Annotated in this window: 28 protein-coding genes; 14 read left to right on the plus strand and 14 right to left on the minus strand. The window is 69.4% G+C overall.

Annotated elements, in window-relative coordinates; translation table 11 throughout:
* Positions 1-31: 31 nt before the first annotated feature.
* From glnT to ITJ57_RS02260, 3 genes are read left to right on the plus strand one after another with little or no spacing between them, the layout of a single operon-like run.
* A complete protein-coding gene (gene glnT / locus ITJ57_RS02250; RefSeq protein ID WP_056009729.1) occupies positions 32-1,393 on the plus strand; it encodes a type III glutamate--ammonia ligase in 1,362 nt (453 codons plus the stop codon).
* A gap of 5 nt (positions 1,394-1,398) precedes the next feature.
* On the plus strand, positions 1,399-2,397 hold the full coding sequence (locus ITJ57_RS02255) for an alpha/beta fold hydrolase (RefSeq protein WP_194668654.1): 999 nt from the start codon (positions 1,399-1,401) through the stop codon (positions 2,395-2,397).
* Between the two features lie 53 nt (positions 2,398-2,450).
* Positions 2,451-3,188 (plus strand): TetR/AcrR family transcriptional regulator, encoded by a 738-nt coding sequence (locus tag ITJ57_RS02260; protein ID WP_194668655.1) that lies wholly within the window; start codon positions 2,451-2,453, stop codon positions 3,186-3,188.
* On the opposite strand, the gene ITJ57_RS02265 is transcribed toward ITJ57_RS02260, so the two are convergent.
* From ITJ57_RS02265 to ITJ57_RS02275, 3 genes are all read right to left on the minus strand, one after another.
* Positions 3,185-3,742 carry a phosphoribosyltransferase family protein gene (locus ITJ57_RS02265; RefSeq protein WP_194668656.1) on the minus strand — a complete coding sequence of 186 codons (558 nt, stop codon included), beginning with the start codon at positions 3,740-3,742 and terminating at the stop codon, positions 3,185-3,187. The two genes, ITJ57_RS02260 and ITJ57_RS02265, sit on opposite strands and share 4 nt — an antisense overlap.
* Positions 3,743-3,781: 39 nt before the next feature.
* Positions 3,782-4,006 carry a hypothetical protein gene (locus ITJ57_RS19255; protein ID WP_228506429.1) on the minus strand — a complete coding sequence of 75 codons (225 nt, stop codon included), beginning with the start codon at positions 4,004-4,006 and terminating at the stop codon, positions 3,782-3,784.
* A 128-nt stretch (positions 4,007-4,134) separates the two neighbouring features.
* Positions 4,135-4,599, minus strand: a complete 465-nt coding sequence (locus tag ITJ57_RS02275) for a prevent-host-death protein (protein WP_194668658.1) — start codon at positions 4,597-4,599, stop codon at positions 4,135-4,137.
* Between the two features lie 181 nt (positions 4,600-4,780).
* Between ITJ57_RS02275 and ITJ57_RS02280 the strand changes: the two genes are divergently transcribed.
* From ITJ57_RS02280 to ITJ57_RS02310, 7 genes are all read left to right on the plus strand, one after another.
* On the plus strand, positions 4,781-5,167 hold the full coding sequence (locus tag ITJ57_RS02280) for a hypothetical protein (RefSeq protein ID WP_194668659.1): 387 nt from the start codon (positions 4,781-4,783) through the stop codon (positions 5,165-5,167).
* A 117-nt stretch (positions 5,168-5,284) separates the two neighbouring features.
* Positions 5,285-6,604 carry an ammonium transporter gene (locus tag ITJ57_RS02285; RefSeq protein ID WP_194668660.1) on the plus strand — a complete coding sequence of 440 codons (1,320 nt, stop codon included), beginning with the start codon at positions 5,285-5,287 and terminating at the stop codon, positions 6,602-6,604.
* Between the two features lie 112 nt (positions 6,605-6,716).
* Positions 6,717-7,394 (plus strand): DedA family protein, encoded by a 678-nt coding sequence (locus ITJ57_RS02290; protein ID WP_194668661.1) that lies wholly within the window; start codon positions 6,717-6,719, stop codon positions 7,392-7,394.
* A gap of 5 nt (positions 7,395-7,399) precedes the next feature.
* Positions 7,400-8,641: a sensor histidine kinase gene (locus ITJ57_RS02295; RefSeq protein ID WP_228506431.1), complete on the plus strand. Its 1,242-nt coding sequence runs from the start codon at positions 7,400-7,402 to the stop codon at positions 8,639-8,641.
* Positions 8,638-9,306: a response regulator transcription factor gene (locus tag ITJ57_RS02300; RefSeq protein ID WP_194668663.1), complete on the plus strand. Its 669-nt coding sequence runs from the start codon at positions 8,638-8,640 to the stop codon at positions 9,304-9,306. The genes ITJ57_RS02295 and ITJ57_RS02300 overlap by 4 nt, the downstream gene beginning before the upstream one ends.
* 121 nt (positions 9,307-9,427) lie before the next feature.
* Complete coding sequence (locus tag ITJ57_RS02305) at positions 9,428-10,792, plus strand: acyltransferase (protein WP_194668664.1); 1,365 nt, start codon at positions 9,428-9,430, stop codon at positions 10,790-10,792.
* A 9-nt stretch (positions 10,793-10,801) separates the two neighbouring features.
* Positions 10,802-11,032 carry a hypothetical protein gene (locus ITJ57_RS02310; protein WP_194668665.1) on the plus strand — a complete coding sequence of 77 codons (231 nt, stop codon included), beginning with the start codon at positions 10,802-10,804 and terminating at the stop codon, positions 11,030-11,032.
* A gap of 21 nt (positions 11,033-11,053) precedes the next feature.
* Here the strand turns inward: ITJ57_RS02310 and ITJ57_RS02315 are convergent, their stop codons facing one another.
* The gene (locus tag ITJ57_RS02315) at positions 11,054-11,626 is read right to left on the minus strand and encodes a TetR/AcrR family transcriptional regulator (RefSeq protein WP_194668666.1); all 573 of its coding nucleotides are present in this window, start codon (positions 11,624-11,626) and stop codon (positions 11,054-11,056) included.
* Between the two features lie 45 nt (positions 11,627-11,671).
* Between ITJ57_RS02315 and ITJ57_RS02320 the strand changes: the two genes are divergently transcribed.
* Positions 11,672-12,742, plus strand: coding sequence for an NAD(P)-dependent alcohol dehydrogenase (locus tag ITJ57_RS02320; RefSeq protein ID WP_194668667.1), 1,071 nt, complete (start codon positions 11,672-11,674; stop codon positions 12,740-12,742).
* A gap of 3 nt (positions 12,743-12,745) precedes the next feature.
* Here the strand turns inward: ITJ57_RS02320 and ITJ57_RS02325 are convergent, their stop codons facing one another.
* The 4 genes from ITJ57_RS02325 to ITJ57_RS02340 form a co-directional block, all read right to left on the minus strand.
* Positions 12,746-14,659, minus strand: coding sequence for an FAD-binding monooxygenase (locus tag ITJ57_RS02325; RefSeq protein ID WP_194668668.1), 1,914 nt, complete (start codon positions 14,657-14,659; stop codon positions 12,746-12,748).
* 126 nt (positions 14,660-14,785) lie between these two features.
* Positions 14,786-15,322 carry a hypothetical protein gene (locus tag ITJ57_RS02330; RefSeq protein WP_194668669.1) on the minus strand — a complete coding sequence of 179 codons (537 nt, stop codon included), beginning with the start codon at positions 15,320-15,322 and terminating at the stop codon, positions 14,786-14,788.
* A gap of 34 nt (positions 15,323-15,356) precedes the next feature.
* Positions 15,357-16,253, minus strand: a complete 897-nt coding sequence (locus ITJ57_RS02335) for a pentapeptide repeat-containing protein (RefSeq protein ID WP_194668670.1) — start codon at positions 16,251-16,253, stop codon at positions 15,357-15,359.
* Positions 16,254-16,519: 266 nt separating this feature from the next.
* Positions 16,520-17,332 (minus strand): isocitrate lyase/phosphoenolpyruvate mutase family protein, encoded by an 813-nt coding sequence (locus ITJ57_RS02340; RefSeq protein WP_194668671.1) that lies wholly within the window; start codon positions 17,330-17,332, stop codon positions 16,520-16,522.
* A gap of 80 nt (positions 17,333-17,412) precedes the next feature.
* On the opposite strand from ITJ57_RS02340, the gene ITJ57_RS19260 reads away from it, so the two are divergent.
* Positions 17,413-18,534 carry an NUDIX domain-containing protein gene (locus tag ITJ57_RS19260; RefSeq protein ID WP_228506433.1) on the plus strand — a complete coding sequence of 374 codons (1,122 nt, stop codon included), beginning with the start codon at positions 17,413-17,415 and terminating at the stop codon, positions 18,532-18,534.
* A 9-nt stretch (positions 18,535-18,543) separates the two neighbouring features.
* Here the strand turns inward: ITJ57_RS19260 and ITJ57_RS02350 are convergent, their stop codons facing one another.
* The 4 genes from ITJ57_RS02350 to ITJ57_RS02365 all read right to left on the minus strand — a co-directional run bounded on the left by ITJ57_RS02350 (position 18,544) and on the right by ITJ57_RS02365 (position 21,996).
* Entirely contained in the window at positions 18,544-18,960 is a 417-nt protein-coding gene (locus tag ITJ57_RS02350) for a VOC family protein (protein ID WP_194668672.1), read from the minus strand.
* A 20-nt stretch (positions 18,961-18,980) separates the two neighbouring features.
* Positions 18,981-19,550: a dihydrofolate reductase family protein gene (locus ITJ57_RS02355; protein ID WP_194668673.1), complete on the minus strand. Its 570-nt coding sequence runs from the start codon at positions 19,548-19,550 to the stop codon at positions 18,981-18,983.
* A gap of 111 nt (positions 19,551-19,661) precedes the next feature.
* Entirely contained in the window at positions 19,662-20,258 is a 597-nt protein-coding gene (locus ITJ57_RS02360) for an HAD-IA family hydrolase (RefSeq protein WP_194668674.1), read from the minus strand.
* 52 nt (positions 20,259-20,310) lie between these two features.
* Positions 20,311-21,996 (minus strand): 2-isopropylmalate synthase, encoded by a 1,686-nt coding sequence (locus ITJ57_RS02365; RefSeq protein ID WP_194670262.1) that lies wholly within the window; start codon positions 21,994-21,996, stop codon positions 20,311-20,313.
* A gap of 138 nt (positions 21,997-22,134) precedes the next feature.
* On the opposite strand from ITJ57_RS02365, the gene ITJ57_RS02370 reads away from it, so the two are divergent.
* Both ITJ57_RS02370 and ITJ57_RS02375 read left to right on the plus strand, forming a co-directional pair.
* Positions 22,135-22,836, plus strand: coding sequence for a FadR/GntR family transcriptional regulator (locus ITJ57_RS02370; protein WP_194668675.1), 702 nt, complete (start codon positions 22,135-22,137; stop codon positions 22,834-22,836).
* A gap of 73 nt (positions 22,837-22,909) precedes the next feature.
* Positions 22,910-23,323, plus strand: coding sequence for a hypothetical protein (locus tag ITJ57_RS02375; RefSeq protein WP_194668676.1), 414 nt, complete (start codon positions 22,910-22,912; stop codon positions 23,321-23,323).
* A 21-nt stretch (positions 23,324-23,344) separates the two neighbouring features.
* On the opposite strand, the gene ITJ57_RS02380 is transcribed toward ITJ57_RS02375, so the two are convergent.
* Positions 23,345-23,914, minus strand: a complete 570-nt coding sequence (locus tag ITJ57_RS02380; RefSeq protein ID WP_194668677.1) for a hypothetical protein — start codon at positions 23,912-23,914, stop codon at positions 23,345-23,347.
* 79 nt (positions 23,915-23,993) lie between these two features.
* Positions 23,994-24,839: a helix-turn-helix transcriptional regulator gene (locus ITJ57_RS02385; protein ID WP_194668678.1), complete on the minus strand. Its 846-nt coding sequence runs from the start codon at positions 24,837-24,839 to the stop codon at positions 23,994-23,996.
* Between the last annotated feature and the right edge of the window lie 90 nt (positions 24,840-24,929).

Genomic DNA, 24,929 nt, shown 5'->3' on the forward strand with positions numbered 1-24,929 from the left:
GACTGCAGCGACGCAACCGGAGGAGCATCCCATGACCGTCGTCGAGACCGTTACCACCGTGGAGTCCGTCCGCGCCCGCCTGCAGGAAGCCGGCGTCAAGTACGCCATGGCGAGCTTCGTCGACATGCACGGCAGCATCAAGACCAAGTTCGTCCCGCTGTCGCACCTCGAGCGCATGGCCGGGGGATCGGAGCTCTTCACCGGCGCCGCGCTCGACGGCCTCCCGCAGGCCATCAGCGACGAGGAGCTCTCGGCCCGCCCCGACCTCGACAGCGCCGTCCAGCTGCCGTGGCGGAAGGACGTCGCCTTCTTCGCGAGCGACCTCTACACGAAGGGCGAACCGTTCGAAGCGGCCTCGCGCAACATCCTCAAGCGTCAGCTCGACGCGGCCGCCGAGATGGGCTTCACCTTCAACCTCGGCATCGAGACCGAGTTCTTCGTCCTGAAGGACACCCCCGAGGGCGTGACCGAGGTCAGCGACCGCGACGACCTCGCGAAGCCCTGCTACACAGCCACCGCAGCACTCGACAACCTGGACTGGCTCACCGAACTCGTCGAGGCGATGACCGAGATGGGCTGGGGCGTCTACTCCTTCGACCACGAGGACGCCCCCGGGCAGTTCGAGATCGACTTCAACTACTCCGACGCCCTCACCATGGCCGACCGCGCCGTGTTCTTCCGCCTCATGGCGAACGAGATCGTCCGCAAGCACGGCTACTTCGCCACCTTCATGCCGAAGCCCTTCGCCGACCGCAGTGGTTCCGGCGCGCACTTCAACATGTCGCTGGCCGACATCGAGACCGGCGAGAACCTCTTTGAGACCGACGACGACCCGCGCGGCTGCGGCATCTCGGAGCTCGGCTACAAGTTCATCGCCGGTGTCCTCAAGCACGCACCCGCCCTGTCGGCCGTCATCGCGCCGACCGTGAACAGCTACAAGCGCCTCGTCCGTCAGGGCAGCATGTCCGGTTCGACCTGGGCGCCCGTGTTCGTGAGCTACGGCAACAACAACCGCACCAACATGCTCCGCGTGCCGCTGCAGGGTGGGCGTGTGGAGTGCCGCGCGGCTGACATCAGCTGCAACCCGTATCTCGGCGCCGCGCTCATCCTCGCCGCGGGCCTCGAGGGCATCCGTGAGGACCTCGACCCGGGTGCGCCGCACACCGAGAATATGTACGACTACACCGAGGCGGAGGTCGCGCAGCTCGGAATCGGCATGCTGCCGCGCAGCCTGGGTGAAGCGGTCGACGAGTTCGCCACGGACTCGCTGTCGCGGTCGGTGTTCGGTGAGGCGATGTACGACGCGTTCATCGACTACAAGCGCCAGGAGTGGAACGAGTACCAGGCGCACGTCTCCGACTGGGAGACCGCCCGCTACCTGAAGTTCTTCTGATCCCGATGCACCAGGTCCTCGACCTCGGGAGGTTCGCGCTGGAGTCCGGCGCGGACCTCCCCGAGGCCCGGCTTGCGTATACGACGCACGGTGTGCTGAACGCCGCCGGTGACAACGCGGTGCTGGTCCCGAGCTACTACACCGGCACGCACGCGAGCGCCGAGCCGTGGATCGGGGCAGGCAGGGCGCTCGACCCGGCGGAGTGGTTCATCGTGTCGGTGGACCTGTTCGGCAACGGGGTCTCGACCTCGCCGTCGAACGCCGTGACGGAGGTTCGCGGGGCCGCATTCCCCACGGTGTCGATCGGTGACAACGTGCGCGCCCAGCATCGGCTGGCCGAACAGCTCGGCGTGCGACGGTGGCGGCTGGTCGTCGGGTGGTCGATGGGGGCGCTGCAGGCCTACGAGTGGGCGGTCCGGTACCCCGAGCTCATCGACGCGTTCCTTCCCATCGCCGGGGCCGCCCGCTGTTCCCCGCACAACGCCGTCTTCCTGGCCGGTGTCGAGGCCGCTCTGCGTGCAGACAAGGTGTTCGAGGGTGGTCGATACGCGGTCCCGCCGCGCGCCGGGCTCCGGGCCTTCGGGACGGTCTACGCGGGTTGGGCGTACTCGCAGGCCTTCTTCCGCGACGGCGTGTACCGCGAGCTCGGCTATCCCGACGTCGACGCCCTGCTCGAGGATTGGGCTGCCGACCACGAGCGGTGGGACGCGAACGACCTGCTCGCCATGCTGCGCACCTGGCAGCAGGCGGACCCAGGACGAGGTGTCGACGGTGGTCTCGCTGCGGCGCTCGGCGGGGTGCGGGCGAGGAGCATCGTGATGCCGTCGTCGACCGACCTCTACTTCACGGTCGAGGACAACGTGCTCGAGTCGGCGATGATGTCTCGGAGCGAGGTGCGGGTCATCAGGTCCGACCTCGGTCATGTCGCCGGTCGACCCGGTGTTCGTGCTGCCGAGACGACTGTGATCGAGGCGGCGATGCGGGAGCTGCTCGCGGATCGCTGAGCCGCCCGCCCGTAGGATTGGCGGAGGTGTCCGCGAGCAGGGAGTGGTGATCGATGGCCGGCCGCACAGGAGCATCGCCGGGCCGTCCGCGCGCGAGTGGGATCGCCACCGAGGATCCGCGCGAGGAGATCATCCAGGTCGCGACCCGGTTGTTCGCCGAGCGCGGCTACGAGCGCACGAGCATGACGATGCTCGCCGAGGCGTGCGGGATGAAGCAGTCGTCGCTCTACTACTGGTTCGCGAACAAGCGTGAGGTGCTGCGGGCGACCGCCGCCTCGAACCGCCAGTCGGTCGGCGCTGCGGAGGCCCTCGGCTCGATCGAGGCCGGGACCCCCGCGAAGCTGTACCGGGTGTTGTATGAGGACGGTGTCGCGATCTGCGAGGCACCCTTCGACTACAACGAGATCGAACGGCTCGCGGCTGAGCACCCGGACGACCTCGCCTCCTTCTGGGACGACTACCGCGCGCTCTTCACTTTCATCGCCGGACTCATCCGCGACGGCGTCGAGCAAGGCACGCTCGTCCTCGGTGGTAGCGAGACGCCCGAATGGGCGGCGGCCGCGGCGCTCCACGCGAACGAGGGCATGCAGAAGGCCTACCGCTACGGCTCCGGCGACATCGCCGCCCAGTACCCGCCCGTCGAGGCAGCCGAGGGTGCGGGCGACGCGGACCGCATCCGGGCCTTCGCCCGCCGCACGGCTGCCGCGACGGTGCACAGCCTCCTCGTCGACCGCGCGGCGCTCGCCGACGTGGAGCGCGACGCCCTGGCGCTGGACCTCGCCGTCGGCTAACGCATCGGCGGTTCATCTCCGGGAAGATCAGCCGCACGCAGCAGGCTTCGGACGGGAGGGAGTTGACGGCGGGCCACGTCGGTCGTCTCGTCGATCATCGTCACGAGGGAGACGACTTCGGCCCCGAGTTCCTCGACCATCTGGCTGACCGCCATGGCCTGGCTGCCGGTCTCCACCCAGTCGTCGACGAAGACCAATCGTGCCCCAGGGCTGACGTGGTCGCGACGGATGGAGAGCGTCCGTTGCTTGCCGCGGTAGTCCGGGCCCGTCCGTCGGCGCGCGACAGGGCCGGGGAAGACAGCTCCGTCCTTCCGGACCGCGACGAAACCGACTCCGAGCTGCAGCGCGACGGCGGGACCGAGAACGAATCCCCGTGATTCGATGCCGACGATCCGGTCTGGACGGTCGCTCGCCGCCATGGACGAGAGGCCGGCCACGATCGCGTGAAGAGAGGCGCCATCAGTCAGCATGCTCCACATATCGGCTTCGCCGTCGAGCCACCGGAAGGAGCTCCGCACGTGAGCGCGGGCTGCGTCGGTGATCGGCTCATTCATCCGACCACCGTAGCGACGTACTGACCGTCGCGTGCAGCGCTACTTCGTTTCGTTCGGGTGGTTCGTATGCACCTGTTCCAGGTAGACGGTTCGTCCATCGACGTAGTACCAGACGCGCGCCGAGCCCTTCGCGGTCGGCTTGTGCTGCCAGCGCTGGTGGGTTCGTCCAGCTCGAGTGATCGTCCCGAGTTCGCCCATGAGCCGGTAGTTGGTGAGCGTGGTCTCCAATGGTGTCGTGGTGAGGAAGTCCCAGGTGTCCGACATGGCGTTCCGAACGGTCGCGACAAGATCCTGCCACCCGCGGCTGGCCTCTGCGGTGGCGAACCGAATCTCGTACTCGACCTTTCTCGGTGGGCGCGGGACCAGCTCGCCCTTCTTGGATGCAGCCACAGTCAGGGACGCGCCACGGGCTCGTCGTCGTCGGTCTCGAGCCAGACGAGATCGACCGCGCCGAGACCCGCAGCCAGGGCCGTGGCCGTCTCCTTCCAGGACGTCAGTCGCGTGATCGCCAGGTGCGGCTGATCGGTCGCGATCGAAGCACGGGCGGCGTCGACGAGGTCCTGCGCACACGTCGTCCGGTCGGCGTTCGAGAGCGCGAGCATCCACGGGAACGCTCGCGACATCCGCTCTGCGAGGGTCCCCCTGTCGTCGAGAGTCACTGTGATGAGTTGCGCGGCGAAGTCCAGGAGGTGGGCGCGCGCTTCGGCTTCGCGCTGTGACATGAGGACGAGGGGCTCGCCGTCGCGGCGAGTCACCGTCACCGGGTGGTCGTCAGCCTCGGCGAACACCTCGGCCGAGTGCTTGCTCAGATCGGAGGATCGGCGACTGAGCGTCGGGAGGAATGTCGAGGTGGCCATGCATCGATGGTATTCGGAATGTATTCGGAAGTCCAGCGCCAGCGCTCAAGGGGGAGTCGAGGCGGAGCTGGAGCTGCCGTGGCGGAGGACGTGCGCACTGGATCGTGCACCGCCTCTGACGTGCTCCCAGGCATCGACACATTCATCCGGTGGGAGTCGTCCACCGGCGTATGGTCGAACCATGTTCGTCCGTTTCCAGAGCGCCGTTCCGAATCGGCACGGCCGATACCCCGGGGTGTTCGCGATGGCGAACGGCTTGCATGCCGCCGGGCGACTCTCGGAGGAGGACGACGCCTGGTGGCGTCAGAGCAACGACCGTGCGAATGCCGCCTACGCCGACCCCACGGTTGCCTTGGCGGGGAGTTACGACCACCCCGACGCATGCTCCTGGTTCAAAGCCGACGCCGTCGACCTGCTCGCGCTCGCTGGCGACTATCTCCTACTCCTCGATCGATACGACATCCCGTGGGTCGAACTCCGCACCAAGACACCGGGCCATCTCACCTACGAGGACGATGTGCAGGTCGTCGCCGTTCCGTTCCGGCACCCCGACGACTGGCCCCTCTGATGTAACGAACACGAAACGGATTCGATACTGCATCGAAACCGGTCGTCGCGACAATTGGATGACCTATTGAAAATGCGGTCGTCCGTTTCGGATCCCGCGCGAACCCTGGAGGTCCGAATGGACACGGCTGCAATCGCGGGCAACACGGCATGGCTCCTGACGGCGGTGGTCGCCGTCGCACTCATGCTGCCCGGCCTCGCCATGTTCTACGGCGGGATGGTCAGCCGCCGCGTCACCATGAACATGATGATGATGATCTTCGCGTCGTTCTGCCTCGTCGGAATCCTCTGGGTGGCGTTCGGCTACTCCATGGTGTTCGGCGACAGCGTCGGCGGCCTCGGACTCGTCGGCGACCCGACCGAGTACCCGGGCCTCGGCCAACTCCTCGTCGCACCCGAGGGGAGCGCCCTGCCGCCCCTCGCGCTCGCCGCCCTCCACCTCATGTTCGCCGGCCTCACCATCGGGATCGTCGCCGGTGCCGCCGCCGGCAGGATGAAGTTCAGCGCGTGGATGGTCTTCGCGGGTGTCTGGTCGACGCTCGTCTACTTCCCCGTCGCCCACTGGGTCTTCGCGTTCGACTCCGCCGACGGCAGTGTGCAGGGCGGTTGGCTCGCGAACACCATCGGATCGATCGACTACGCGGGCAGCACGGCGATCCACGTCAACTCCGGGGTCGCGGCCCTCGCGCTCGCCATCGTCCTCGGCAAGCGCAACGGGTTCCCCTCGCAGCCGAAGGCGCACAGCCTCCCGCTCACCCTGCTCGGCGCCGGACTGCTCTTCGTCGGCTGGATCGGCTTCGACGGCAGCGCGCTCGGTGCCGCAGACAACAACGCCGCCGTCGCCGTCTTCAACACCGTCGCCGCGACCTGCGCCGGCGTCATCGTCTGGCTCGTCGTCGAGAAGCTGCGCGACGGACACCCGTCCACCCTCGGCGCCTGCTCCGGTGCGATCGCCGCACTCGTAGCCATCACGCCCTCCTGCGGTGCGGTGACCCCGCTCGGCTCGCTCGCGATCGGTGCCGCCGCAGCGGTCGTCTGCTACTTCGCCGTCAGCCTCAAGGTCCGCTTCGGCTTCGACGACGCCCTCGACGTCACCGCCCTCCACTTCGTCGGCGGGGTCGTCGGAGGTCTGCTCATCGGCATCCTCGCGGTGCCACTCGCACCCAGCGGTGGTGAGGGGCTCCTCGCCGGCGGCGGCTTCCTCCTCCTCGGCAAGCAGGCCCTCGCGATCGTCGCCGTCTTCGTCTACACCTTCTCCATCACCTGGGTGCTCGCGAAGGTCCTCGACAAGACGATGGGCATCCGGGTGTCGGCCCAGACGGAGGCCCAAGGTCTCGACGTCGTGCTCCACGCCGAGAACGCCTACGAGATCAGCACGCACGAGGCGCTCTCCCCGCGCGGGCACGCAGAACCGAAGGTCCCGGCCGTCGTCGACTGAGCCTGGGCCGCCGCGGACTGGTCCGGGCGGCGCCGCAGAACACCACCGGGGTAGGGGGTACCGGATACCTCGGGGTGATGCTGCGGCGCCGCCCGCTTCGTAGCGTCGAAGCATGGACGTCATCAACGAACTCATCCTCACCGCTGTGACCTCGCCGTGGCTGTACGTGGTGATGTTCCTGGTGGCCGTGATCGACGGCTTCTTCCCACCGGTCCCGAGTGAGACGGTGCTCGTCGCCGCGGCGGCCGTCGCGGTCTCGACCGGCGGATCCAACCTGCCGCTCCTCGTCGTGGTCGCGGCGCTGGGTGCCGCGATCGGCGACAACCTCGCGTACCTCATCGGTCGGGGCGTCGGCACGACCCGCTTCGCCTGGATGCGACGACCTCGTATCGCCGCAGGTTTCGACCGGGCCGGCCGCACCCTCGGCCACCGCGGTGCGCCGCTGATCCTCGGCGCACGCTACATCCCCGTCGGCCGCGTGGTCGTCAACATGACAGCGGGCGCCCTCCACTACCCGTGGCGACGGTTCGTCCCGCTGAGTCTCATCGGCGGGGCGACCTGGGCCGCCTACAGCGCGCTCATCGGCATCGTCGCCGGGAAGCTCTTTGAGGACCAGCCGCTCCTCAGCTCCGTCATCGGGGTCGCGGTCGCCCTGGTCCTCGGCCTCGTGGTCGACCGGGTCGCCACAGCCCGCCGGCGCCGCCGGGAGCGCTCGGCGGCCACCGCGGCACCCGACAGCGTGGAGGCGGACATCGACGCCCGACCGGTGCTGGTGCCGGTGGGAGAATGACGATCATGGATCGCACGTCGCCCGGCATCACTCGCCGGACCGTCATCCTCATCGTCCTCGCGGGCGTCGGGGTGGTCTTGCTCAGCGTCCTCGTGCCGATCCAGAGCCTGCTCTACGGCACGGTGCTCCCGGCATCGTTCCTCCTCGGAGCCGCGATCTGCGGTGCACCGGTCCTCTCCGTCGTGCTTCCCCGGGTCGCGATCGCGCTGTTCTCCGCCGCCGCGTTCGTGCTCCCGCTCGTCGCCTCAGCCGATCACGACCCGGTCTGGCCGTGGCCGTGGTCGGTTCCGGCGCTCATCGCGTTCGCCGTCCTCGTCGGGGCCGTCACCTTCCTGCACGGCTGGCTGCCCGGGCTCATCACCCTGCTCGTGAACGTCGCCGGCTCGCTCGTCGCGGCGCTGCTCCTCCCGTCCGCGGCCGACGCGACAGCCATGGCCGCCGACCTCATCGTCGCGTCCTCCATCGCCGCGGTGGCGTTCCTCGTGGCGCTGCTCGTCTCCGGGCGCGTCCGCATCGGGGAGGAGCTCACCCGGGAACGTGAGGTCTCGGCGTCCGAGCAGTCCCGGCGGATGCTGGTCGAGGAGCGCACGCGGATCGCCCGCGAGCTGCACGACGTCGTCGCGCACAGCATGTCCGTCATCCAGGTGCAGGCCTCGACCGCCAAGTACCGGGTGCCAGGTCTTGCGGACGACGCCACGGCGGAGTTCGACGACATCGCGGCGACCGCCCGTGCGTCGCTCGTGGAGATGCGGCGCCTGCTCGGCGTCCTGCGCACGGAGGACCAGGCGGCCGAGCTCGCGCCGCAGCAGGGCATCGACGACCTCCCGGCTCTCGTGGAGGGCCTGCGGCGGGTGGGAGCCGACATCGCCCTCGAGGTCGGCGACCCCGGCCACACCATCGTCCCGCCATCGGTGCAGATCGCGGCCTTCCGCATCGTCCAGGAGGCTATGAGCAACGCGGTGCGGCACGCGCCCGGAGCGCACGTCACGGTGGTCGTCGGCGTCGACCCCGATGCGGTCCGCCTGCGCATCCACAACGGGGCTGCCCGATCCGCTGGGGAGCACGGCGCCGGACACGGGCTCCGTGGCATGCTCGAACGCGCCGCACTCCTCGACGGCAGCCTGAGTGCCGGCCCGGACGGCGAGGGCGGCTGGCTCGTCGTCGCGACACTGCCCGTCGCCGCGCCGGCCCGGTCGCTCGACGCCACCTCCTCCGCCCGACCCGTCTCCACGAAGGATCCCCAGTGACCATCGACGTCCTCATCGCCGACGACCAGGCCATGGTCCGCGCAGGGTTCGGCGCCCTCCTCGACGCGCACGAGGGCATCCGGGTGACCGGTCAGGCGGCGAACGGCGCGGAAGCCGTGAAGCTGTCCGCACGTCTCGATCCAGACGTGATCCTCATGGACGTCCGCATGCCGGAGCTCGACGGGATCGAGGCGACCAAACGCATCCTCGGGCCGTCGTATCCGGCGGCGAAGGTCCCGAGGATCATCATGCTCACCACCTTCGACATCGACGACTACGTCTACGACGCACTGCAGGCCGGCGCGAGCGGGTTCCTCCTGAAGGACGCGCTCCCCGAAGACCTCGTCCATGCCGTACGCGTTGTCGCGGCCGGCGACGCCCTGTTGGCGCCGAGCGTGACCCGCCGGATGATCGCGCAGTTCGCCGCACAGAAGCCGCGGGCCGGCCAGGGAGCCGCCCGGCTCGCAGAGCTCACGGACCGCGAACGCGAGGTGCTCGTGCTCATCGGCAACGGCCACTCCAACAGCGAGATCGCCGCGAGCCTCTTCATCGCCGAGCAGACGGTCAAGACCCACGTCGGCAAGGTGCTCGCCAAGGTCGGCGCCCGCGACCGCGTCCAGGCCGTCATCTTCGCCTACGACACCGGACTCGTCGCGCCCGCCTGACCGGCTCCGCCCGCGACGCTCCACCTCACCCCTCGGTACGGGGCGGGTCGACACCGTCGGGTGATGTGCCTCCCCGTGCCCCGTTCGTAGCCTCCTCGGACCACCACCGAGGAGGACCGCCATGGCCATCACCCACACCCCGCCGCAGCACGCCGGATCCGCGCCGAGACCCGTGCTCGCGCCCGCAGCCGTCGCCACGAGCACGCGCGACACCGGCATCGACCTCGTGCGCGCATGCTGCATCATCGGCGTCGTCGTGCTCCACGCGATGATGGTCGGCGTGACGGTGACGTCCGCCGGCCCGGTGTTCGAGAACGCGAGCGACGGCACCGCGTGGATCGCACCCCTCAGCTGGGTCCTGCAGGTCATGCCGCTCTTCTTCGTGATCGGCGGATTCGCGGGGCTGCTCGCCTTCCGGCGGCATCGAGCCCGAGGTGTGCCGGCGTCGGCGTTCGTCGCGGCACGGCTGCACCGCCTCCTCCTCCCGGCGGTCGTCACCATCGGCTGCACAGTCGTGGCCCTCGCGACGCTGACCCTGGCCGGCGTCCCAGCCGACCTCATCGCCACCGCCGGCTTCCGGTTCGGGCAACCGCTCTGGTTCCTCGCGGTCTTCCTGCTCTGCCAGGCGCTCCTGCCCGCGCTCGCCGCAGTCCATGAGCGCGCTCCGATGCGGGCGATCGCGGCGCTCGTCGCCGCTGCCGTCCTCGTCGACGTCCTGCGGGCCTCCACCGGCGTCGACGCCCTCGGGTTCCTCAACCTCGTCTTCGTGTGGACCGCGCTCCAGCAGCTCGGGTTCTTCCTGGCGGACGGCTCGATCGACGCGCTGGCCAAGCGGGTCCGGATCGCAGCCGGTGTCGGGGCCGTCGTCGTGCTCGTCGTCCTGTGGTGCGCCGGGGTGTACTCGGTAGACCTCATCGCCAACATCAACCCACCGACGGCCGCCCTCCTCCTCGTCGGGGTCGCGCACACCGCGCTGCTCTCGCTGCTGCGCGACCGTCTGACCCGACTCAGTCGGCGGTCCGGGGTCGCGAGCGTGACGGCCTTCGTCACCACACGGGCCATGACGGTCTACCTCTGGCACATGCCGGTCCTGCTGGCGATGGCGGGAGCGTCCGCGGTGTTCGCCCTCACCACGGGCGTCGCGCTCCCCGAACCGAGCAGCGCCGCGTGGTGGCTCGGCCGGCCGTTCTGGCTCGCTGCAGCGCTCGGGCTGACCGCTGCCGTGGCCACGGTGTTCGCGCGCGTCGAGGCGGTCACGATGCCGGTCGCGACGCCCTCCCGCCATCGGATCACGGTCGCCGTCCTCCTCGGGGTGACCGCGGTGACGCTCCTCCTCGTCGTCGGGACCTCGGTGATGACGGGGACGCTCGCCGTGCTGATGATCCTCGCCGCGCTGCACGTGTCGCGGTCGTCATCGAGATCAGCGCGACCGGCGATCCGGCTGCCGCGTCCCGCAGGCGGTGGGGCGCTGACGAGGGCGGCCTAGGGTGAGTCCATGGACTCCTCGACCGTGCTGCTCGTCATCGGCATCGTGTTCGTGGTGCGGCTCGTGCCCCTGTTCATCCTCGTGCTCGTATGGAACCGTATCCGGGGGCAGCACGACGCCCGGCGCCGCCAGGAGCGGTACGGCGATCCGGCAGCTCGGCACGCCGGCGGGTATCAGTCGCAGCGTGGTCGTGTCTACAAGGACGGTCTGACCAACCGCCAGCGGACGCCGAACACCTGATGACCTCGGGCCGCCGCCGCGTCAGCGCGTGCAGAGGCCGTCGCGGACGGTGGCAGCCAGCGCGGTGCGTCGACGGTCGTGGACCTCGGGCGCATCCGCCGACGTGGCGACGACCGTCATCGACGCCTGCGCCCAGGTCGCCGCGGTCGAGATGAGCAACGACCAGATGTCGGCCGGGTCGAGGTCGGGGCGGATCGACCCCGCGCGCTGTTCGGCCTCGATGTCGCGGATGTGCTGGACGTCGTGGTCTTCGAGGCTGGGGTAGAGGTAGCCGGTGCTCTCGCGCTCGAGGCGCTTCCACATGACGAGGCGGGCGAGCGCCGGGTCGGCGAGATAGTCGTCGTACAGCCGGGCCGCGTACTCGGGAAGCTCGGCCGCGGTGAACGGGACGCGGTCGCCGTTGGCGATGACATGGGCGTGGAACACGGCGTCGAAGAGCTGGTCCTTCGCCCCGTAGTACGCGTAGATCATGGGCTTGCTCATCCCGGACCGACGGGCGATCCGGTCCACCCGGGCACCCGCGATGCCATGGGTGGCGAACTCCTCGGTCGCTGCGTCGAGGATGCGCTGGCGAGTCTGCTCCGCGGTGGTCATCGATCGAGTGTATCGAACCTACCGACTAGTAGGTAGTATCAGGCCATGCGCACAACCGCCCTCATGTCCACCGCCACGCCCCGGTCGCTCCGACCGACCACGATCGAACGCCGCGACCTCCGGCCCCACGACGTCGACGTCAGGGTCACCTACTGCGGGGTCTGCCACAGCGACCTGCACGCGCTCGACTCGGCGGGGCCCTCAGCCGGACTCGTGCCCGGCCACGAGTTCGTCGGCGAGGTCGTCGCCGTCGGCTCCGCGGTGACGTCGTTCGCTCCCGGAGACCCGGTCGCCGTCGGCAACATCGTCGACTCCTGCGGCACCTGCGCCATGTGTCTGCGTGGCCAGGAGAACTACTGCGCGGAGTTCCCGACCCTCACCTACGGCGGGCGGGACCGCGTCGACGGGAGCACGACGCTCGGCGGCTACGCCGGTCGCTACATCGTGCGCGACAGCTTCGTCTACCACCGTCCGCTCGCCCTCGACCCGGCCGGTGTCGCTCCCCTCATGTGCGCGGGCATCACCGTCTGGGAACCGCTCCGGAGCAACGCGGTGGGGGAGGGCACGCGACTCGGGGTCGTCGGCCTCGGCGGTCTCGGACACCTCGCGGTCCGGCTCGGTCGTGCGCTCGGTGCCGACGTCACCGTCTTCACCACCTCCGAAGGTAAGGCGAGCGACGCCGAGCGGCTCGGGGCGTCGCGGGTGGTCGTCTCGACCGACGCGGCCGCGATGGCCGCGGCGGCCGGCAGTCTCGACGTGGTCATCGACACGGTCTCCGCCGAGCACGATCTCGCGCCGTACCTCCGCGTCCTCGACCTCGATGGGACGCTCTGCTCGCTCGGCACCCTCGGTCCGATCTCCGTCGAGACCATGGACCTGCTCCTCGGCCGGAAGCGTCTGACCTCGTCGGGCAGCGGCGGTCGCCCGTGGACGCAGGACCTCCTCGACTTCTGCGGCACCCACGGCGTGACGGCCGACGTCGAGGTCGTCCGATCCGCCGACGTGGACGTGGCTCTCGACCGGCTCGCGCGGAACGACGTCCGGTACCGCTTCGTGCTGGACCTCGCCGACATCGACGCCGAGCTGGGCGCGGAGCGGGACACCCGGCCCGCCTGACGATCAAGCGGGTGTCGTCGCCTCGCGTCCCATCACGCCGTCGAAGAACGCGGCGAGTTCCGCCGTGGCGGTCAGTGGCAGGACGTGGGCGACGTACTGGTCGGGCCGAACCACGACGATCGCGCCGTCGCGGTCGATCCCGCGCTCCTCGAAGATGTCGACCTCGGGGTGCACCGCGTAGACCTTCTCGTAGTCGACGAGGTCGAAGGGGCCGACCCGCGGGAGGAAGACCTGCGGCACGGTCCCGAGATCGATGTCCGTGTGGTGCTCCTGGTAGACCACCTTCACGTCGAACCAGTCGTCCGCCCGCACGCCGTCGGGCACGTGGTTCAGTGGCGATTCCGGTGCGTCCTGGAGCCAGGCCGCCAGCTCCGCCGACCGCCCGGCGACGGGAGAGGCGCCGTCGGCGAACACGTAGAGCCGCCACCGACCGTCGGCCGTGGCGTGGTGGCCGAGGTGGACGTGGTTCGCGTCGGCGACCCGCGAGGTCAGGACGGACTTGAACCGTTTGCCGAGCGGGAAGCCGGTCGCGAGGTGCTGGTGCGTCGCCTCGCCGACGATGGCCGACGCCGCGTACTCGGTCATGAACCCCGCCGGGAACTCGGCCGTCCGCACGTAGAAGTCGGCGAGCTCCGAGGGGTCGGCGAACTCCTCCGGTCGCTTCGCCATGAGCGTCGACCACTCGCGGTCGAAGTCGATGAGGTCCTGTGCGACGACCTGCCGCTCGGCCGAGTAGGTGGCGAGCAGGCTCTCCGGGCTGCGGCCCTCCAGCACATGTCCGAGCTTCCAGGCGAGGTTGAAGCCGTCCTGCATCGACACGTTCATGCCCTGCCCGGCCTTCGCGCTGTGGGTGTGGCAGGCGTCGCCGGTGATGAACACGCGCGGCGTGCGCGTGCCGAGCTCGTCGAGCGGGACGTCGTCGAAGCGGTCGGTCAGTCGGTGGCCGACCTCGTAGACGCTGTGCCAGGCGACGTGCTTCACGTCGAGCCGGTAGGGGCTGAGGATCGCGTTCGCGTGCTCGATGATCTGCTCGATGGAGGTGGACCGGACCGCTGCGCCGCCACCCGCCGGCACCTCGCCGAGGTCGACGTACATGCGGAACAGGTGCCCACCCTCGCGGGGGATGAGCAGGATGCTGCCGCCCGAGCCCGACTGGATCGCGCACTTCGTCCGGATGTCCGGGAAGTCGGTGACGGCGAGGGCGTCCATGACACCCCAGGCGTGGTTCGCCTGGTCGCCGGCGAGGGTGCAGCCGATCGCCTGGCGTACGCCGCTCCTGGCGCCGTCCGCCCCGATGACGTATTTGGCGCGCACCGTCTTGGCGCGCACCGTCCTGGTGCCGCCGGTCGAGTCATCGCTGCTGTCGAGGAGGGTCACCGCCACCGGGTACTCGGCGGTGTCGTCGATCTCGAGGCCCTGGAACGCCCATCCGTAGTCGGGTCGCATGCGCGTGGGTGCGTTGGCCATGTACTCGGCGAAGTAGTCGAGCACGCGCGCCTGGTTCACGATGAGGTGCGGGTACTCGCTGACGCCCGTCGTGTCGTCGAGGGGGCGGGCGCCGCGGACGATGCGGCTCGGGTTGTCGATGTCGGGCTTCCAGAACGCCATCTCGGTGATCCGGTACGCCTCGGCGGTGATGCGCTCAGCGAAGCCGAACGCGTTGAACGTCTCGACGCTGCGCGCCTGGATGCCGTCCGCTTGGCCGATCGCGAGGCGTCCCGGTCGTCGCTCGACGATCCGCGTGGTGATCGTGGGGAACCGGGAGAGCTGCGCGGCGGCGATCATGCCGGCGGGCCCACTGCCGACGATGAGGACGTCGACCTCGTCCGGCAGCTCGTCGGGCCGGTCGATCCCGACCCCTGCGGCGGGGAGCACGCGTGGATCGCCGGAGACATAGCCATGGTGGTGGAACTGCATCGATTCCTCACTTCGTCGTCAAGAATTCGATAATGGAACACAGTGTTCGCTTATCGCACGGCAGACACTACCCTGCGTCGACGCACGGCGGAAGGCCGGACGCCGATGCAGGGCGATGTGGCGCGCTCAGTCCTTGGTCGCCCAGGTGCCGAGGTCCTTCACCTCGATGGCCGTGGGGAGCGCGTCGGCGTCACCGAGGAAGGCCTGGCAGGCGACGAGCGGCGCATCGGGTGCGACCCCGGGGGTCGCGTTGCCGTCCGGCGTGCAGTCGAACTGACCGATCACCTGGATGGGCCGGTAGGTGCCCTTGCCGGTGAGCTTCCACTCGTCGGTCTTCGGCACCGGCAGGGCCGAGCGGTCGGCGTCCGCGATCTCGCCGTCGGTGAGCGTGACCGAGTACGTGACGAAGTACGGGACCTTGCCGTCGTCCGACGGCGTCGACTGCAAGCCCATCTCCGCGAGGTCGCTGAGCTTCCCCTCCCGGACGTCGTCGATCGAGAACGACATCTCGACCCCGGTCCCGACCTCGACGGCCACGCCCGTGCCGATCGCCAAAGCGTCATCGGGAGCCTGCTGAGAGCCGGCGGAGCATCCGGTCAGGGCGACCCCGAGGGTCGCGGCGACGAGGGCGGTCAACGTGAGGGCGCGGCGGGAGCGGGTCATGTCCTCGACGCTATCGGGGACGGTACGCCCGCGCCTACGGGGACAACTCCCCATCCATCGTCGAGGTGGATGCGGGCCTCGTCCAGTGCCCCGGCCGGTCGATGGTGGTGGGAAGCAGGGTCGCCGCATCACCCCGCGCGGCGTTCACCTGCGCCTGCGTGAGGAACAGGGTGTCCGTGAGGTCGGCTCCGTCGAGTCGCGCACCGCGGAGGTCGGCACCCAGGAGGTCGACGCCCGCCAGGTCCGTTCCGCGGAGATCGGCGCCGATGAGCAGCGCCCCGCGCAGTTCGGCTCCGCACAACCGCCGATCGCGGAGGTCCCGGCCGACCAAGTCCGCCGAGGGCTGGAGCGTGTCGTCCGGCTCGCCGTCCGCGCTCGCCAGGTACCCGCCGCGCGCCTCCTCGCTGATGTCGACCAACACCGTCCGGACGGCGGCGCGGAGCCGGTCGACGTCAGCAGCGAGGATCTCGGCCGTCCCGCCGTCGAGGACCCGCATGATCTCCGCGCGGAGCTGATCGACCGGTTCAGCGAGGTCGGTGTCGCTCGCGCGCTCCGATGCCTCGACGAGGTACCAGCGCATCTCCTGCAGCTGCCGGACGACGCCGAACGTGCGGAACATCTCGGCGCTCGTGTCGGGGCGTTCCCGCCAGCTCGTCCCGCCGTACAGCTCTTGCGACACGAGCTGGCCTGCGCCGAAGCAGTCGAACACGGTGCAGCCGCGGAAGCCTCGCGGGCGGAGGGACTCGTGGATGGTGCAGGAGAAGTCGTCGGCCAGGTTTTGGCAGGGCGTGCCGGCCGGTTTGTCGATCGGGAAGTCCGCGGATCGTTGGAACCCGAAGGCGGTGCAGCAGAGCGCGAAGCAGTCAGCGCAGTTCGCGCGGAGTGCCGAGCGGGCGTCGGGAGGGGTGACGGAAGTGTCGTTGGTAGGCATGCGTGGGTGGTCTTTCCGGAGTGGTTTCGAGTGATGGCCGGGATGCGGGGGAACTCCGCAGGGAGCTCCCCTTCCGGGCGCACGAAATCACCGCCCCTCGTCGGAGGAGCGAACGGATGTCGCTGGAGGGGCTCTGGGTCACAGAGGGAAAGAACGGTTCACTGCCGAACAGAATATCGCCGGTCCGCCACTTCCCGGTGTCCTTCACGATCCGGACGCCGACGTCGGAACAGCGCGTCCAGTTCGACGGATGACTCCGCTGCGTCTCAGTCCCGGATCAGGCCGTTCATCGCGGCCCAGCCGAGTGCGGGAGGCTGCGCCGATGTCGCGTCGGGGGAGTCGAGCATCGACGAGGCCCACTGGTGCGCGAGGCTGTAGGCGGCCTCGGCGATCGATGAGCCCGCGCTGATCCGGCTCGCCCCGGCCTTCGCGAGGTCGCTGATCGACAGGGTTCCTGGACCGAAGGCGACGTTGACCGGGAGGGTGGTCGCGTCCGCGAGTCGTTGGATCGTGTCGGCGCGGAGGGCGCCGAGCACGAAGATGCCGCTCGCACCTGCCCGCGCGTACGCGGCGGCACGGGTCACGGTCTCGTCGAACCAGCGGTCGCCACCGATGTCACCGAGTCGATGCGTGTCGATCCGCGCATTGATGAAGAGGGGGATCCGGGCCTCGTCGGCTGCACTTCGTGCGGCAGCGATCCGTTGCTCCTGTTCGCCGACCGGGCGGAGCGAGTCCTCGAGGTTCACCCCTGAGGCGCCCGCCTCGATGCAGGCGGCGACGGTGCGGGCGACCTGGGCCGAGGTGTCGCCGTAACCGCCCTCGATGTCGGCGGTGACCGGCACCGGCACGGCGGCGGCGATCCGACGCACGGCGTCGAGAGCCGTCTCGCGGCTGAGCTCGTTCCCGTCGCGGTGCCCGAGCGACCAGGCCACACCGGCGCTCGTGGTCGCGATGGCCTGCGCGCCCGCCGCGAGCACGGCACGGGCTGAGGCGACGTCCCACGCGTTGGGGAGGATCAGCGGGTCGCCCTGGACGTGCATCGAGTGAAGGGCGAGGGCGCGTTGGAGGTGATCGGTCATCCTCCCAGTCCAGCACATGACCGAGGTGTCGCCGACCGCGCCGCCGCTTGCTAGCGTGGGCGTCGATCGAAGGCGGGTTCATGCGTCCAGTGGTGTTGTCAGGCGGCCCAGCGGTCGGGAAGTCGACGTGCGGGCGCCTGCTGGCCCGGGATCTCGCCCGCGCCGCCTTCATCGATGTCGACGACATCCGGCAACTGGTGGTGTCGGGTGAGGCCACGCTGTGGAGCGGAGACGAAGGGGTGTCCCAACACCTCCTCGCGGCCCGGAACGCGTCGGCCATGGCCAGGAACCTCATCGCAGACGGCTTCGCGGTCGTCATCGCCGACGTCGTCACGCCGGAGGCCCTCGCGGTCTACCGGGCGGAACTCCCGGACAGCCTCGTCATACACCTGGCGCTCCCACTCGAGGAGGCGCATCGGCGCGCCACGACCCGTGCCGTCTACTTGTCCGAGGACGAGTTCGACCTGCTGCACGACCTGCTGACGCCCCCGCCGGAGGTCGATCACGTCATCGACGTCAGTGGCATGACGGTCGATCAGCAGCTCGAGGCGATTCGCGACGTATGGGCTTCGCTGCAGACAGACGGGCGTGTTCCGTCTCCCGATCCGCACGACGGACGGGAACGGGCGGACCGGGAGATCGAGACGGGTTGGAGCACGCGCTCGACAAGGACGGTCTTCGAGGGCCGGGCCACCTTGGTCGAGCACGAGGTACAGCTCCCGGATGGTTCCCATCTCGGCTACCTCGTCGACGAGAGTGTGCCCTTCTCGGTCGCGTCACTCATCCTCGATGGGGACGACGTGATCCTGACGCGGCAGTACCGATATCCCCTCGACCGATGGATCCACGATCTGCCGGGTGGCGGAGGCCGGAGCGAGGAGCAACCGCTCGATGCTGCTCGGCGCGAGCTCGAGGAAGAGCTGGGGCTGATCGCGGATGATCTTCGACCGCTCCACACCTTCTTCATGAACCCGGGGCGTGCGGCGTGGCCGACGCATCTCTTCATCTCCACGTCGGGCTTGCGAGCGGGGCGTGCCGACACATCCGACCCCGGCGAACAGGTCCGCCTCGTGCGCATGTCGCTGATCGAGCTCGACCAGCTGATCACGAACGGGACGATCGTCGATCCGCCGCTCATGGTGGCGCGAGCGGTTGCGGCCGCCCGTGGTCTGCTCCCGCCGCTCGGGCCGATCGCCGGGTGACGGAGGCGCTCAGCTCCTGACGGCGCTTGCGCGCCCTGAGACCGCCGGCGGCCGCTCCTGGATCACCCAGGTGTTGCCGTCCGGGTCGGCGAAGAAGACGAACGAGTTCCAGTCGCCGCCCCGGCCCTCCAGGCGGACACCGTCTTCGAAGTGCATGACCGGTGTCACGTCGACGCCGCGCTCGGCGAGTTCGGCCCGGGCCGCGTCGACGTCGACGACGACGAGCTGCAGGCCTTCGAGGCGGGAGTCGCCGGCCTTCAGTTGGATGCTGCTGGCCGAGCCGGGTGGGGTGAGCTGCACGATGCGGAGATCGTCGCTGACCCGATGGTCGAGGTCGAGATGGAACCCGACCTGCTCGTCGTAGAAGGCTTTCGCCCGGTCGACGTCGGAGACACTGACGGGGACGACTTCGAGATTCCAGTGCATGGGACGCTCCTTCGTGTGGTTCAGTCGGCCGAAGGCATCGGCCGGTACCGCATGGCGACCGCACCCGAGCCGAACGGTTCGCGGTGCACCAATTCGAGCTGGATCTGTTCGCTCAACCCGGCGAGCAGGGTCGGTCCGTGGCCGGCGATGACCGGCTGCACGACGAACGCGTACTCGTCGATGAGCCCCAAGTCGGCCAGCGCGCGGGGGAGCGTCACACCACCCACCCACAGGCCCGCGCCGGGCTCCGCCTTGAACCGCTGCACGGCTGCACCGACGTCCCCGCGGAGCAGCTCGGCGTTCCAGTCGACCGACGCCAACGTGCTCGACACCACGATCTTCTGCGCTCGGTCGATGGCCTCCGCGAACGCGATCTCCGAGGCGCCCATCCAGTCGGGCCAGACGCCGTCGGGTGGCCGCCGCCAGGTGGACTCCATCATCTCGTAGGTGACCCGTCCGAAGAGGAGGGCGTCGGCTCGCTCCAGTTCGGCCGTCCAGAAGCGCATCGACTGCTCGTCCGGTGGAAGCCCGGCCTCGTGATGGCAGCAGCCGTCGAGCGTGACGTTGATCGAATACCGGAGTGGTCGCATCGCATCGCTCCCTCGTGATGGCTCGGGCGCATGGGGTGCCCTGACGCCCCCACTGTAGGACGATCCGCCGGCCGTGGGGAGGGGTGATGGGCATCGTCGCCGCGCCGCGGTTCAGTGCCCGACCGGCACGCCCGCCGCGGAGAGTGCAGCGCGGAGTGCGCGGACACCGTGGAAGTGGTGCGTACGCATGCCGACGGCGTCGGCGCCGACGAGTTTCGACGCGGTGTCGTCGGTGAAGAACACCTCGTCACCGGTGACGTCGAGCGCCTCGAGCACGTGCTGGAACGCCCGGACGTCGGGCTTCGCGAAGCCGATGACGGCCGAGTTGAAGATCGCGTCGAACCGCCCAGCGAAGCCATGAGCGTCGACCTCGGCCGCAATGGTGTCGGTGCCGTTCGTCAGGATCGCGGTCCTGAGGCCCAGTCCTCGGATCTCATCTGAGAGGTCGAGAACCTCGTCGTCCACGATCGACGGGTGCCGACCCCACTCTTCAGCGGCAGCGTGATCGCCGAGTGTCTCGCCCACGCGCCTCACCCACTCGTCGCGCGTGATCCGTCCGGTGGTGACCTCCTCGATCAGCGGCTTGGAGAAGGCGACCCGCTCGATCGACCCTGGGTTCACGCCGCGACGGTGTTCGAGATCCGTCATGAATGCAGGGTCGAAGTGCCGGACGAGGCCGTCGAGATCGAAGAGGACGACGTGGATCATCCGGCCATCCTCCCCGATTCCGTGGTCGACCGCAGCCTCTGAGAGGGATCGCTCAGTCGACGGAGCGGTTCGCGGCGACTGCGGCGTTGAGGACCGCCTGCACGCTCGCCTCGAGGACGGAGCGGTCGCGGCCCGCTGCCCAGCCCGTCCGGTGGCCGAGGCGGTACTCGACGAGGGTGAGCGCCTGCGCATCACTCCCCGCTGTCAGCGAGGTCTGGTGCAGGGAGACGATCTCGACCGGCAGGCCGTGCTCGGCGAGGAGGAGGGTCGTCGCCTCCACCGGACCGACGTCGGGGAACGTCGCGGCGCGGATCGAGCCGCCGACGTCGATCCGCAGCGACGTCCTGGTCGTCCCGTTCGCGCTGGCCGTGTCGAGCTCGACCAGGCGTACCGACTCGGGCTGCGCGAGATAGTCGCGCTCGAAGATCCCGAACAGCGCCTGGGCATCGAGTTCGCGCCCGGAGTCGTCCGCGTGCTGCTGGACCCGGCGGGAGAAGTCGACCTGCAGACGCCTCGGCATCTCGATGCCGTAGTCACGCTCCAGCAGGTAGGCGATGCCGCCCTTACCCGACTGCGAGTTCACACGGATGACGGCCTCGTAACTCCGCCCCAGATCTCCCGGATCGACCGGCAGGTACGGCACCCGCCACGGGAGGTCCTCGGCCCGGCTGCCGCTCGCTTCGGCCCGGGCACGGTGCTCGGCGAAGCCCTTCTTGATCGCGTCCTGGTGTGTGCCGGAGAACGCCGTGTGCACCAACTCGCCGACATAGGGATGACGCGGGTGGACGTCGATGCGGTTGCTGTGCTCCACGACCCGACGGATGTGGTCGATGTCGGAGAAGTCGATCATGGGATCGACGCCCTGCGTGTGGAGGTTCAACGCCAGCGTCGCGATGTCGACGTTGCCGGTGCGCTCGCCGTTCCCGAAGATGCAGCCCTCGACGCGTTGGGCGCCGGCCAGCACCGCGAGTTCCGCGCACGCGATGCCGGTGCCGCGGTCGTTGTGCGGGTGCACGGACAGGATGACCGACGACCGTCGGGCGAGGTTCCGGTGCATGTACTCGATCTGATCCGCGTACACGTTCGGCGTCGCCGCCTCGACGGTCGCCGGCAGGTTGAGGATCACCGGTCGGTCTTCAGTGGCGTCCCAGAGGGTGGTGACGGCATCGCAGAGCTCCAACGCGTAGTCGGGCTCGGTCAGATTGAACACCTCGGGTGAGAACTCGAACCTGACGCCGTCGAGGTCGCCGGCGAACTCGAGCACATCCGATCCGCCCTGGAGGATCAGCGACCGCAGCGAGTCCCGGTCGTGGCCGAGGACGACCTCGCGCCAGAGCGGAGCGGTCGCCGTGTACATGTGGATGACGACCGGGTTGCGGATGCCGCGGATCGACTCGACGGTCCGCTCGATGAGGTCCCGGCGGGCCGGGGTGAACACCACGATGGTGACGTCCTCGGGGGCGATGTCGGTGTCCGCGATGAGGCGGACGAAGTCGTAGTCCGTCTGCGAGGCGGAGGGGTAGCCGACCTCGATCTCCTTGTAGCCCATGGTGACCATGAGCTCGAAGAAGTTCCGCTTGCGCGCGGGGTCCATCGGCTCGGCCAGCGCCTGGTTGCCGTCGCGCAGGTCGACCGGCACCCAGAGCGGGGCTTCGGTGAGGCGTCGTGCCGGCCACTCGCGATCGACGAGTGGCACGTCGACGCGGGAGAACAGGTCCTGGTAGCGGTCGGACGGCATCTGTGAATGCCGCTGGCGGTTCCAGGCGGGAGCGTGCGGCGGAACGGGGCCGGCGGGGGTGGCGAGGCGGGAGTGGGAGAGGATCACGCGGCCACGGTAACACAACTTGTCAGACAAGCTGAGGACTATGATCGATCCATGACCACCGTGCGACGCGAATCCCTCTCGGACCAGGCGGCCCGCCTCCTGCTGGCACGGATCCAGACCGGCGAGTGGGCGATCGGCCAGAAGCTCCCCGGCGAGACGACACTCGGCCCGCAGCTCGGGGTCGGCCGATCCACCATGCGCGAGGCGATCCGGCAGCTGGCGGGACAAGGCATCCTGACGAGTCGCCAGGGGTCGGGGATCTTCCTGCAGGCGCTCGCGCCACAGCAGGACTGGGAGGCGCTCGTGCTCCGGACGAACATCGCCTCGATCCTGGAAGCACGCCTCGCCATCGAGAGCGAGGCAGCGGCGCTCGCGGCACAGCGCCACACGCCAGCCGACCTGCGCGTCATCCGGGAAGCGCTCGACCGCCGGAACGTCGAGCGGGCGACGATCCCGTCGAGGGTGGACGCCGACACCGCGCTCCACCGGAGCATCGTGGCCGCCTCTGGCAACCCGATCCTGACCGAACTGTTCGACACCTTCGCCGAGCGCAGCCGCGACGCCATGATCCAGATGTTGCGGCTCAGTGGTGAGCCGGGGACCGATCACGATCAGCAGGTGCACGAGCGCATCGTCGACGCCGTCGCAGACCGTGATGGCGAGGTCGCGTCCGCCCTGAGCCGTGCTCACCTCTCCGCGCTGCGCGACGCCGTCGTCGGCCACGGTGCGGGAGGAGCGTCCGCCGGGTCCTGAACGACCTCGGCGTCAGCCCTTGCCTTCCGGGGGTTCGACCGGCAGGATCTCCAGTGTTCCTTGGGGAGGTCCTATGCGTGTCTTCGGTGTGATCGCCATCGTCCTGGCGGCGCTCGGCCTGGTGGTCGGGGTGCTGCTGCTCTTCGGCAACCCCGATCTCGCGTCGCCGGGGCCGCAACTGCTGCCGGCTGTGGCGTACGACTCTTGGCGGTTCCTGCTCGGCGTCCTGCTGTGGTTCGCGTCGCTGCTCTTCGTCGCAGGCGTCCTCGCCGTGTCGCGTCAGCCCGGCCTCGCCTGGCTGATGCTCCTGGCGTTCATCCCGCTGCTCGTGGTCTACCTGCTCGGTGGCGGGCTGATGCCGAGTCTCGCCCTGGCGATCGTCGCGGTGGTCGTGCTCGGACTCGTCGTCCCCGCGATCATCGCCGCCGTCGGTCTCGCGATCGGGGGTGCGGTCCGTCGGCGGAAACTCCGCACGGCGACCGTCTGACCGACCAGCTGCGCTCCGAACTCAACGGACGGACGGGGTGAGCGCTGAACCCAATCGGGACAGTGGGATCGCGCCCGGGAACTGCGCACGCACCGGCTCCCAGCCTGGTTCGGCGAGACGCCGCTCGGCGATCTTCTTCGTCTGCCCGTCCCAGATCCGGGTGAGGACATTGCCGGTGCGCCGGCTCAGCATGGTGGTGATCAGGTTGAGCGGCGAGATCGGAACGGGCATCTCGACGTCGAGCAGGATGCAGAGCCGACCCGAGTACAGGAACTTCGGATCGTGGTTCACGAACCACCCGCCGCCGCCGATCCGCAGGTAGGTCTCTCCGATGTATCGCGTCGCGCCATCGTTGAAATCGGTGTCCTGCTCCTGTGCGAAGGCGTGGCGGTCCGGCCAACGGTCGATGATGAGCTGCTCGAGGGACACGAGCGACTCTCGCGTGTAGTCGGTGACGACCTCGCGCGGGGTGAGGAAGTCCTCGAATCGCGCCAGACGCGGGTGCATCATCGCCAGCCATTCGAGCAGCGCGCTGTCTTGCTCCGGCAGGTTCCGTGGCTCGCCGGCCCCGGTGCGTTCGTCGTCGGTCATCCCTCGACCGTACCGGGCGGTCGCCGACCGCTGAATGGGGAGTCCTCCCCTCGGCGGTCTCCTCATCCGCGTCTGGCGTTCACCGCGCACCCTCGAACGTCTGCGTGCCGAGCACGGCGAGCAACTTCAGCTTGCCCTCCGCCGGCGTATGTGGTGCTGCGGTGAGCACGAGCAGGGACTGCGACTGGTCCTCCGTGAAGAGCGCCTGGCAGTCGAGCTCGATGGGGCCGATCTCAGGATGGACGAGCACCTTGTGGTCCTCGAACCGTCGCCCGACCTCGTGCGTCGCCCACAGGCGTCGGAACTCTTCGCTGCGCTCAGTGAGGTCGTCGACGATCTCACCCGCCGGCGACTGGGCGCCGAGCGAACCGTACGCCGCCCGGAGGGAGGCGACCTGGGATCGACTCTGTCGCTCGCGGTCCTCCTCCGGGTAGCGGAGTCGCTCCTCAGGCCGGACGAACCAGCGGTAGATCGCGCTGCGTTCGAGGCCCTGGTACCGGCTTGCATCGCCGAACAGTGCACGGGCGGGATCGTTCTGGACGAGGGTCTCGCCGAGGGCCGACAGGATGAGCGCCGGCGTGTCCGTGAGCCGGTCGAGGACGCGGAGGAGCGCTGGGGCGACGTAGTCCGACGTCGCGAGGCGCGTGGGTGCGTTCTGGCCGGCGATCCGGTACAGGTAGTCGCGTTCCTCGGCGCTCAACCGCAGCGCACGGGCGAGCGAACCCAGCATCTGCGTGCTCGGCTGTGGGCCGCGCTGCTGCTCGAGTCGCGCGTAGTAGTCGGTCGACATCGCGGCGAGCTGAGCGACCTCCTCGCGTCGGAGCCCCGCCGTCCGTCGTCGCGGACCGGCACTCAAGCCGACATCCGCGGGCTGCAAGGCTGATCGGTGACGGAGGAGGAAGTCTGCGAGCGCTGGGCGATCCATCCCGCCAGTATCCGCCCCTGAGGTCCAGCGATCCAGGGACCGCGGATCCCTGGATCGGCGAACCCTGGTGGCGCCAGTCGGACGGCCGCA

Source organism: Plantibacter sp. VKM Ac-2880 (assembly GCF_015351235.1).
Taxonomy (GTDB): Bacteria; Actinomycetota; Actinomycetes; order Actinomycetales; family Microbacteriaceae; genus Plantibacter.

What these genes read in the sequence shown, in the direction of transcription:
- glnT (WP_056009729.1), top strand. Translation starts at nt 32, where the DNA reads ATGACCGTCGTCGAGACCGTTACCACCGTGGAGTCCGTCCGCGCCCGC.
- ITJ57_RS02255 (WP_194668654.1), top strand. Translation starts at nt 1,399, where the DNA reads ATGCACCAGGTCCTCGACCTCGGGAGGTTCGCGCTGGAGTCCGGCGCG.
- ITJ57_RS02260 (WP_194668655.1), top strand. Translation starts at nt 2,451, where the DNA reads ATGGCCGGCCGCACAGGAGCATCGCCGGGCCGTCCGCGCGCGAGTGGG.
- ITJ57_RS02265 (WP_194668656.1), bottom strand. Translation starts at nt 3,742, where the DNA reads ATGAATGAGCCGATCACCGACGCAGCCCGCGCTCACGTGCGGAGCTCC.
- ITJ57_RS19255 (WP_228506429.1), bottom strand. Translation starts at nt 4,006, where the DNA reads ATGTCGGACACCTGGGACTTCCTCACCACGACACCATTGGAGACCACG.
- ITJ57_RS02275 (WP_194668658.1), bottom strand. Translation starts at nt 4,599, where the DNA reads ATGGCCACCTCGACATTCCTCCCGACGCTCAGTCGCCGATCCTCCGAT.
- ITJ57_RS02280 (WP_194668659.1), top strand. Translation starts at nt 4,781, where the DNA reads ATGTTCGTCCGTTTCCAGAGCGCCGTTCCGAATCGGCACGGCCGATAC.
- ITJ57_RS02285 (WP_194668660.1), top strand. Translation starts at nt 5,285, where the DNA reads ATGGACACGGCTGCAATCGCGGGCAACACGGCATGGCTCCTGACGGCG.
- ITJ57_RS02290 (WP_194668661.1), top strand. Translation starts at nt 6,717, where the DNA reads ATGGACGTCATCAACGAACTCATCCTCACCGCTGTGACCTCGCCGTGG.
- ITJ57_RS02295 (WP_228506431.1), top strand. Translation starts at nt 7,400, where the DNA reads ATGGATCGCACGTCGCCCGGCATCACTCGCCGGACCGTCATCCTCATC.
- ITJ57_RS02305 (WP_194668664.1), top strand. Translation starts at nt 9,428, where the DNA reads ATGGCCATCACCCACACCCCGCCGCAGCACGCCGGATCCGCGCCGAGA.
- ITJ57_RS02310 (WP_194668665.1), top strand. Translation starts at nt 10,802, where the DNA reads ATGGACTCCTCGACCGTGCTGCTCGTCATCGGCATCGTGTTCGTGGTG.
- ITJ57_RS02315 (WP_194668666.1), bottom strand. Translation starts at nt 11,626, where the DNA reads ATGACCACCGCGGAGCAGACTCGCCAGCGCATCCTCGACGCAGCGACC.
- ITJ57_RS02320 (WP_194668667.1), top strand. Translation starts at nt 11,672, where the DNA reads ATGCGCACAACCGCCCTCATGTCCACCGCCACGCCCCGGTCGCTCCGA.
- ITJ57_RS02325 (WP_194668668.1), bottom strand. Translation starts at nt 14,659, where the DNA reads ATGCAGTTCCACCACCATGGCTATGTCTCCGGCGATCCACGCGTGCTC.
- ITJ57_RS02330 (WP_194668669.1), bottom strand. Translation starts at nt 15,322, where the DNA reads ATGACCCGCTCCCGCCGCGCCCTCACGTTGACCGCCCTCGTCGCCGCG.
- ITJ57_RS02335 (WP_194668670.1), bottom strand. Translation starts at nt 16,253, where the DNA reads ATGCCTACCAACGACACTTCCGTCACCCCTCCCGACGCCCGCTCGGCA.
- ITJ57_RS02340 (WP_194668671.1), bottom strand. Translation starts at nt 17,332, where the DNA reads ATGACCGATCACCTCCAACGCGCCCTCGCCCTTCACTCGATGCACGTC.
- ITJ57_RS19260 (WP_228506433.1), top strand. Translation starts at nt 17,413, where the DNA reads ATGCGTCCAGTGGTGTTGTCAGGCGGCCCAGCGGTCGGGAAGTCGACG.
- ITJ57_RS02350 (WP_194668672.1), bottom strand. Translation starts at nt 18,960, where the DNA reads ATGCACTGGAATCTCGAAGTCGTCCCCGTCAGTGTCTCCGACGTCGAC.
- ITJ57_RS02355 (WP_194668673.1), bottom strand. Translation starts at nt 19,550, where the DNA reads ATGCGACCACTCCGGTATTCGATCAACGTCACGCTCGACGGCTGCTGC.
- ITJ57_RS02360 (WP_194668674.1), bottom strand. Translation starts at nt 20,258, where the DNA reads ATGATCCACGTCGTCCTCTTCGATCTCGACGGCCTCGTCCGGCACTTC.
- ITJ57_RS02365 (WP_194670262.1), bottom strand. Translation starts at nt 21,996, where the DNA reads ATGCCGTCCGACCGCTACCAGGACCTGTTCTCCCGCGTCGACGTGCCA.
- ITJ57_RS02370 (WP_194668675.1), top strand. Translation starts at nt 22,135, where the DNA reads ATGACCACCGTGCGACGCGAATCCCTCTCGGACCAGGCGGCCCGCCTC.
- ITJ57_RS02375 (WP_194668676.1), top strand. Translation starts at nt 22,910, where the DNA reads ATGCGTGTCTTCGGTGTGATCGCCATCGTCCTGGCGGCGCTCGGCCTG.
- ITJ57_RS02380 (WP_194668677.1), bottom strand. Translation starts at nt 23,914, where the DNA reads ATGACCGACGACGAACGCACCGGGGCCGGCGAGCCACGGAACCTGCCG.
- ITJ57_RS02385 (WP_194668678.1), bottom strand. Translation starts at nt 24,839, where the DNA reads ATGGATCGCCCAGCGCTCGCAGACTTCCTCCTCCGTCACCGATCAGCC.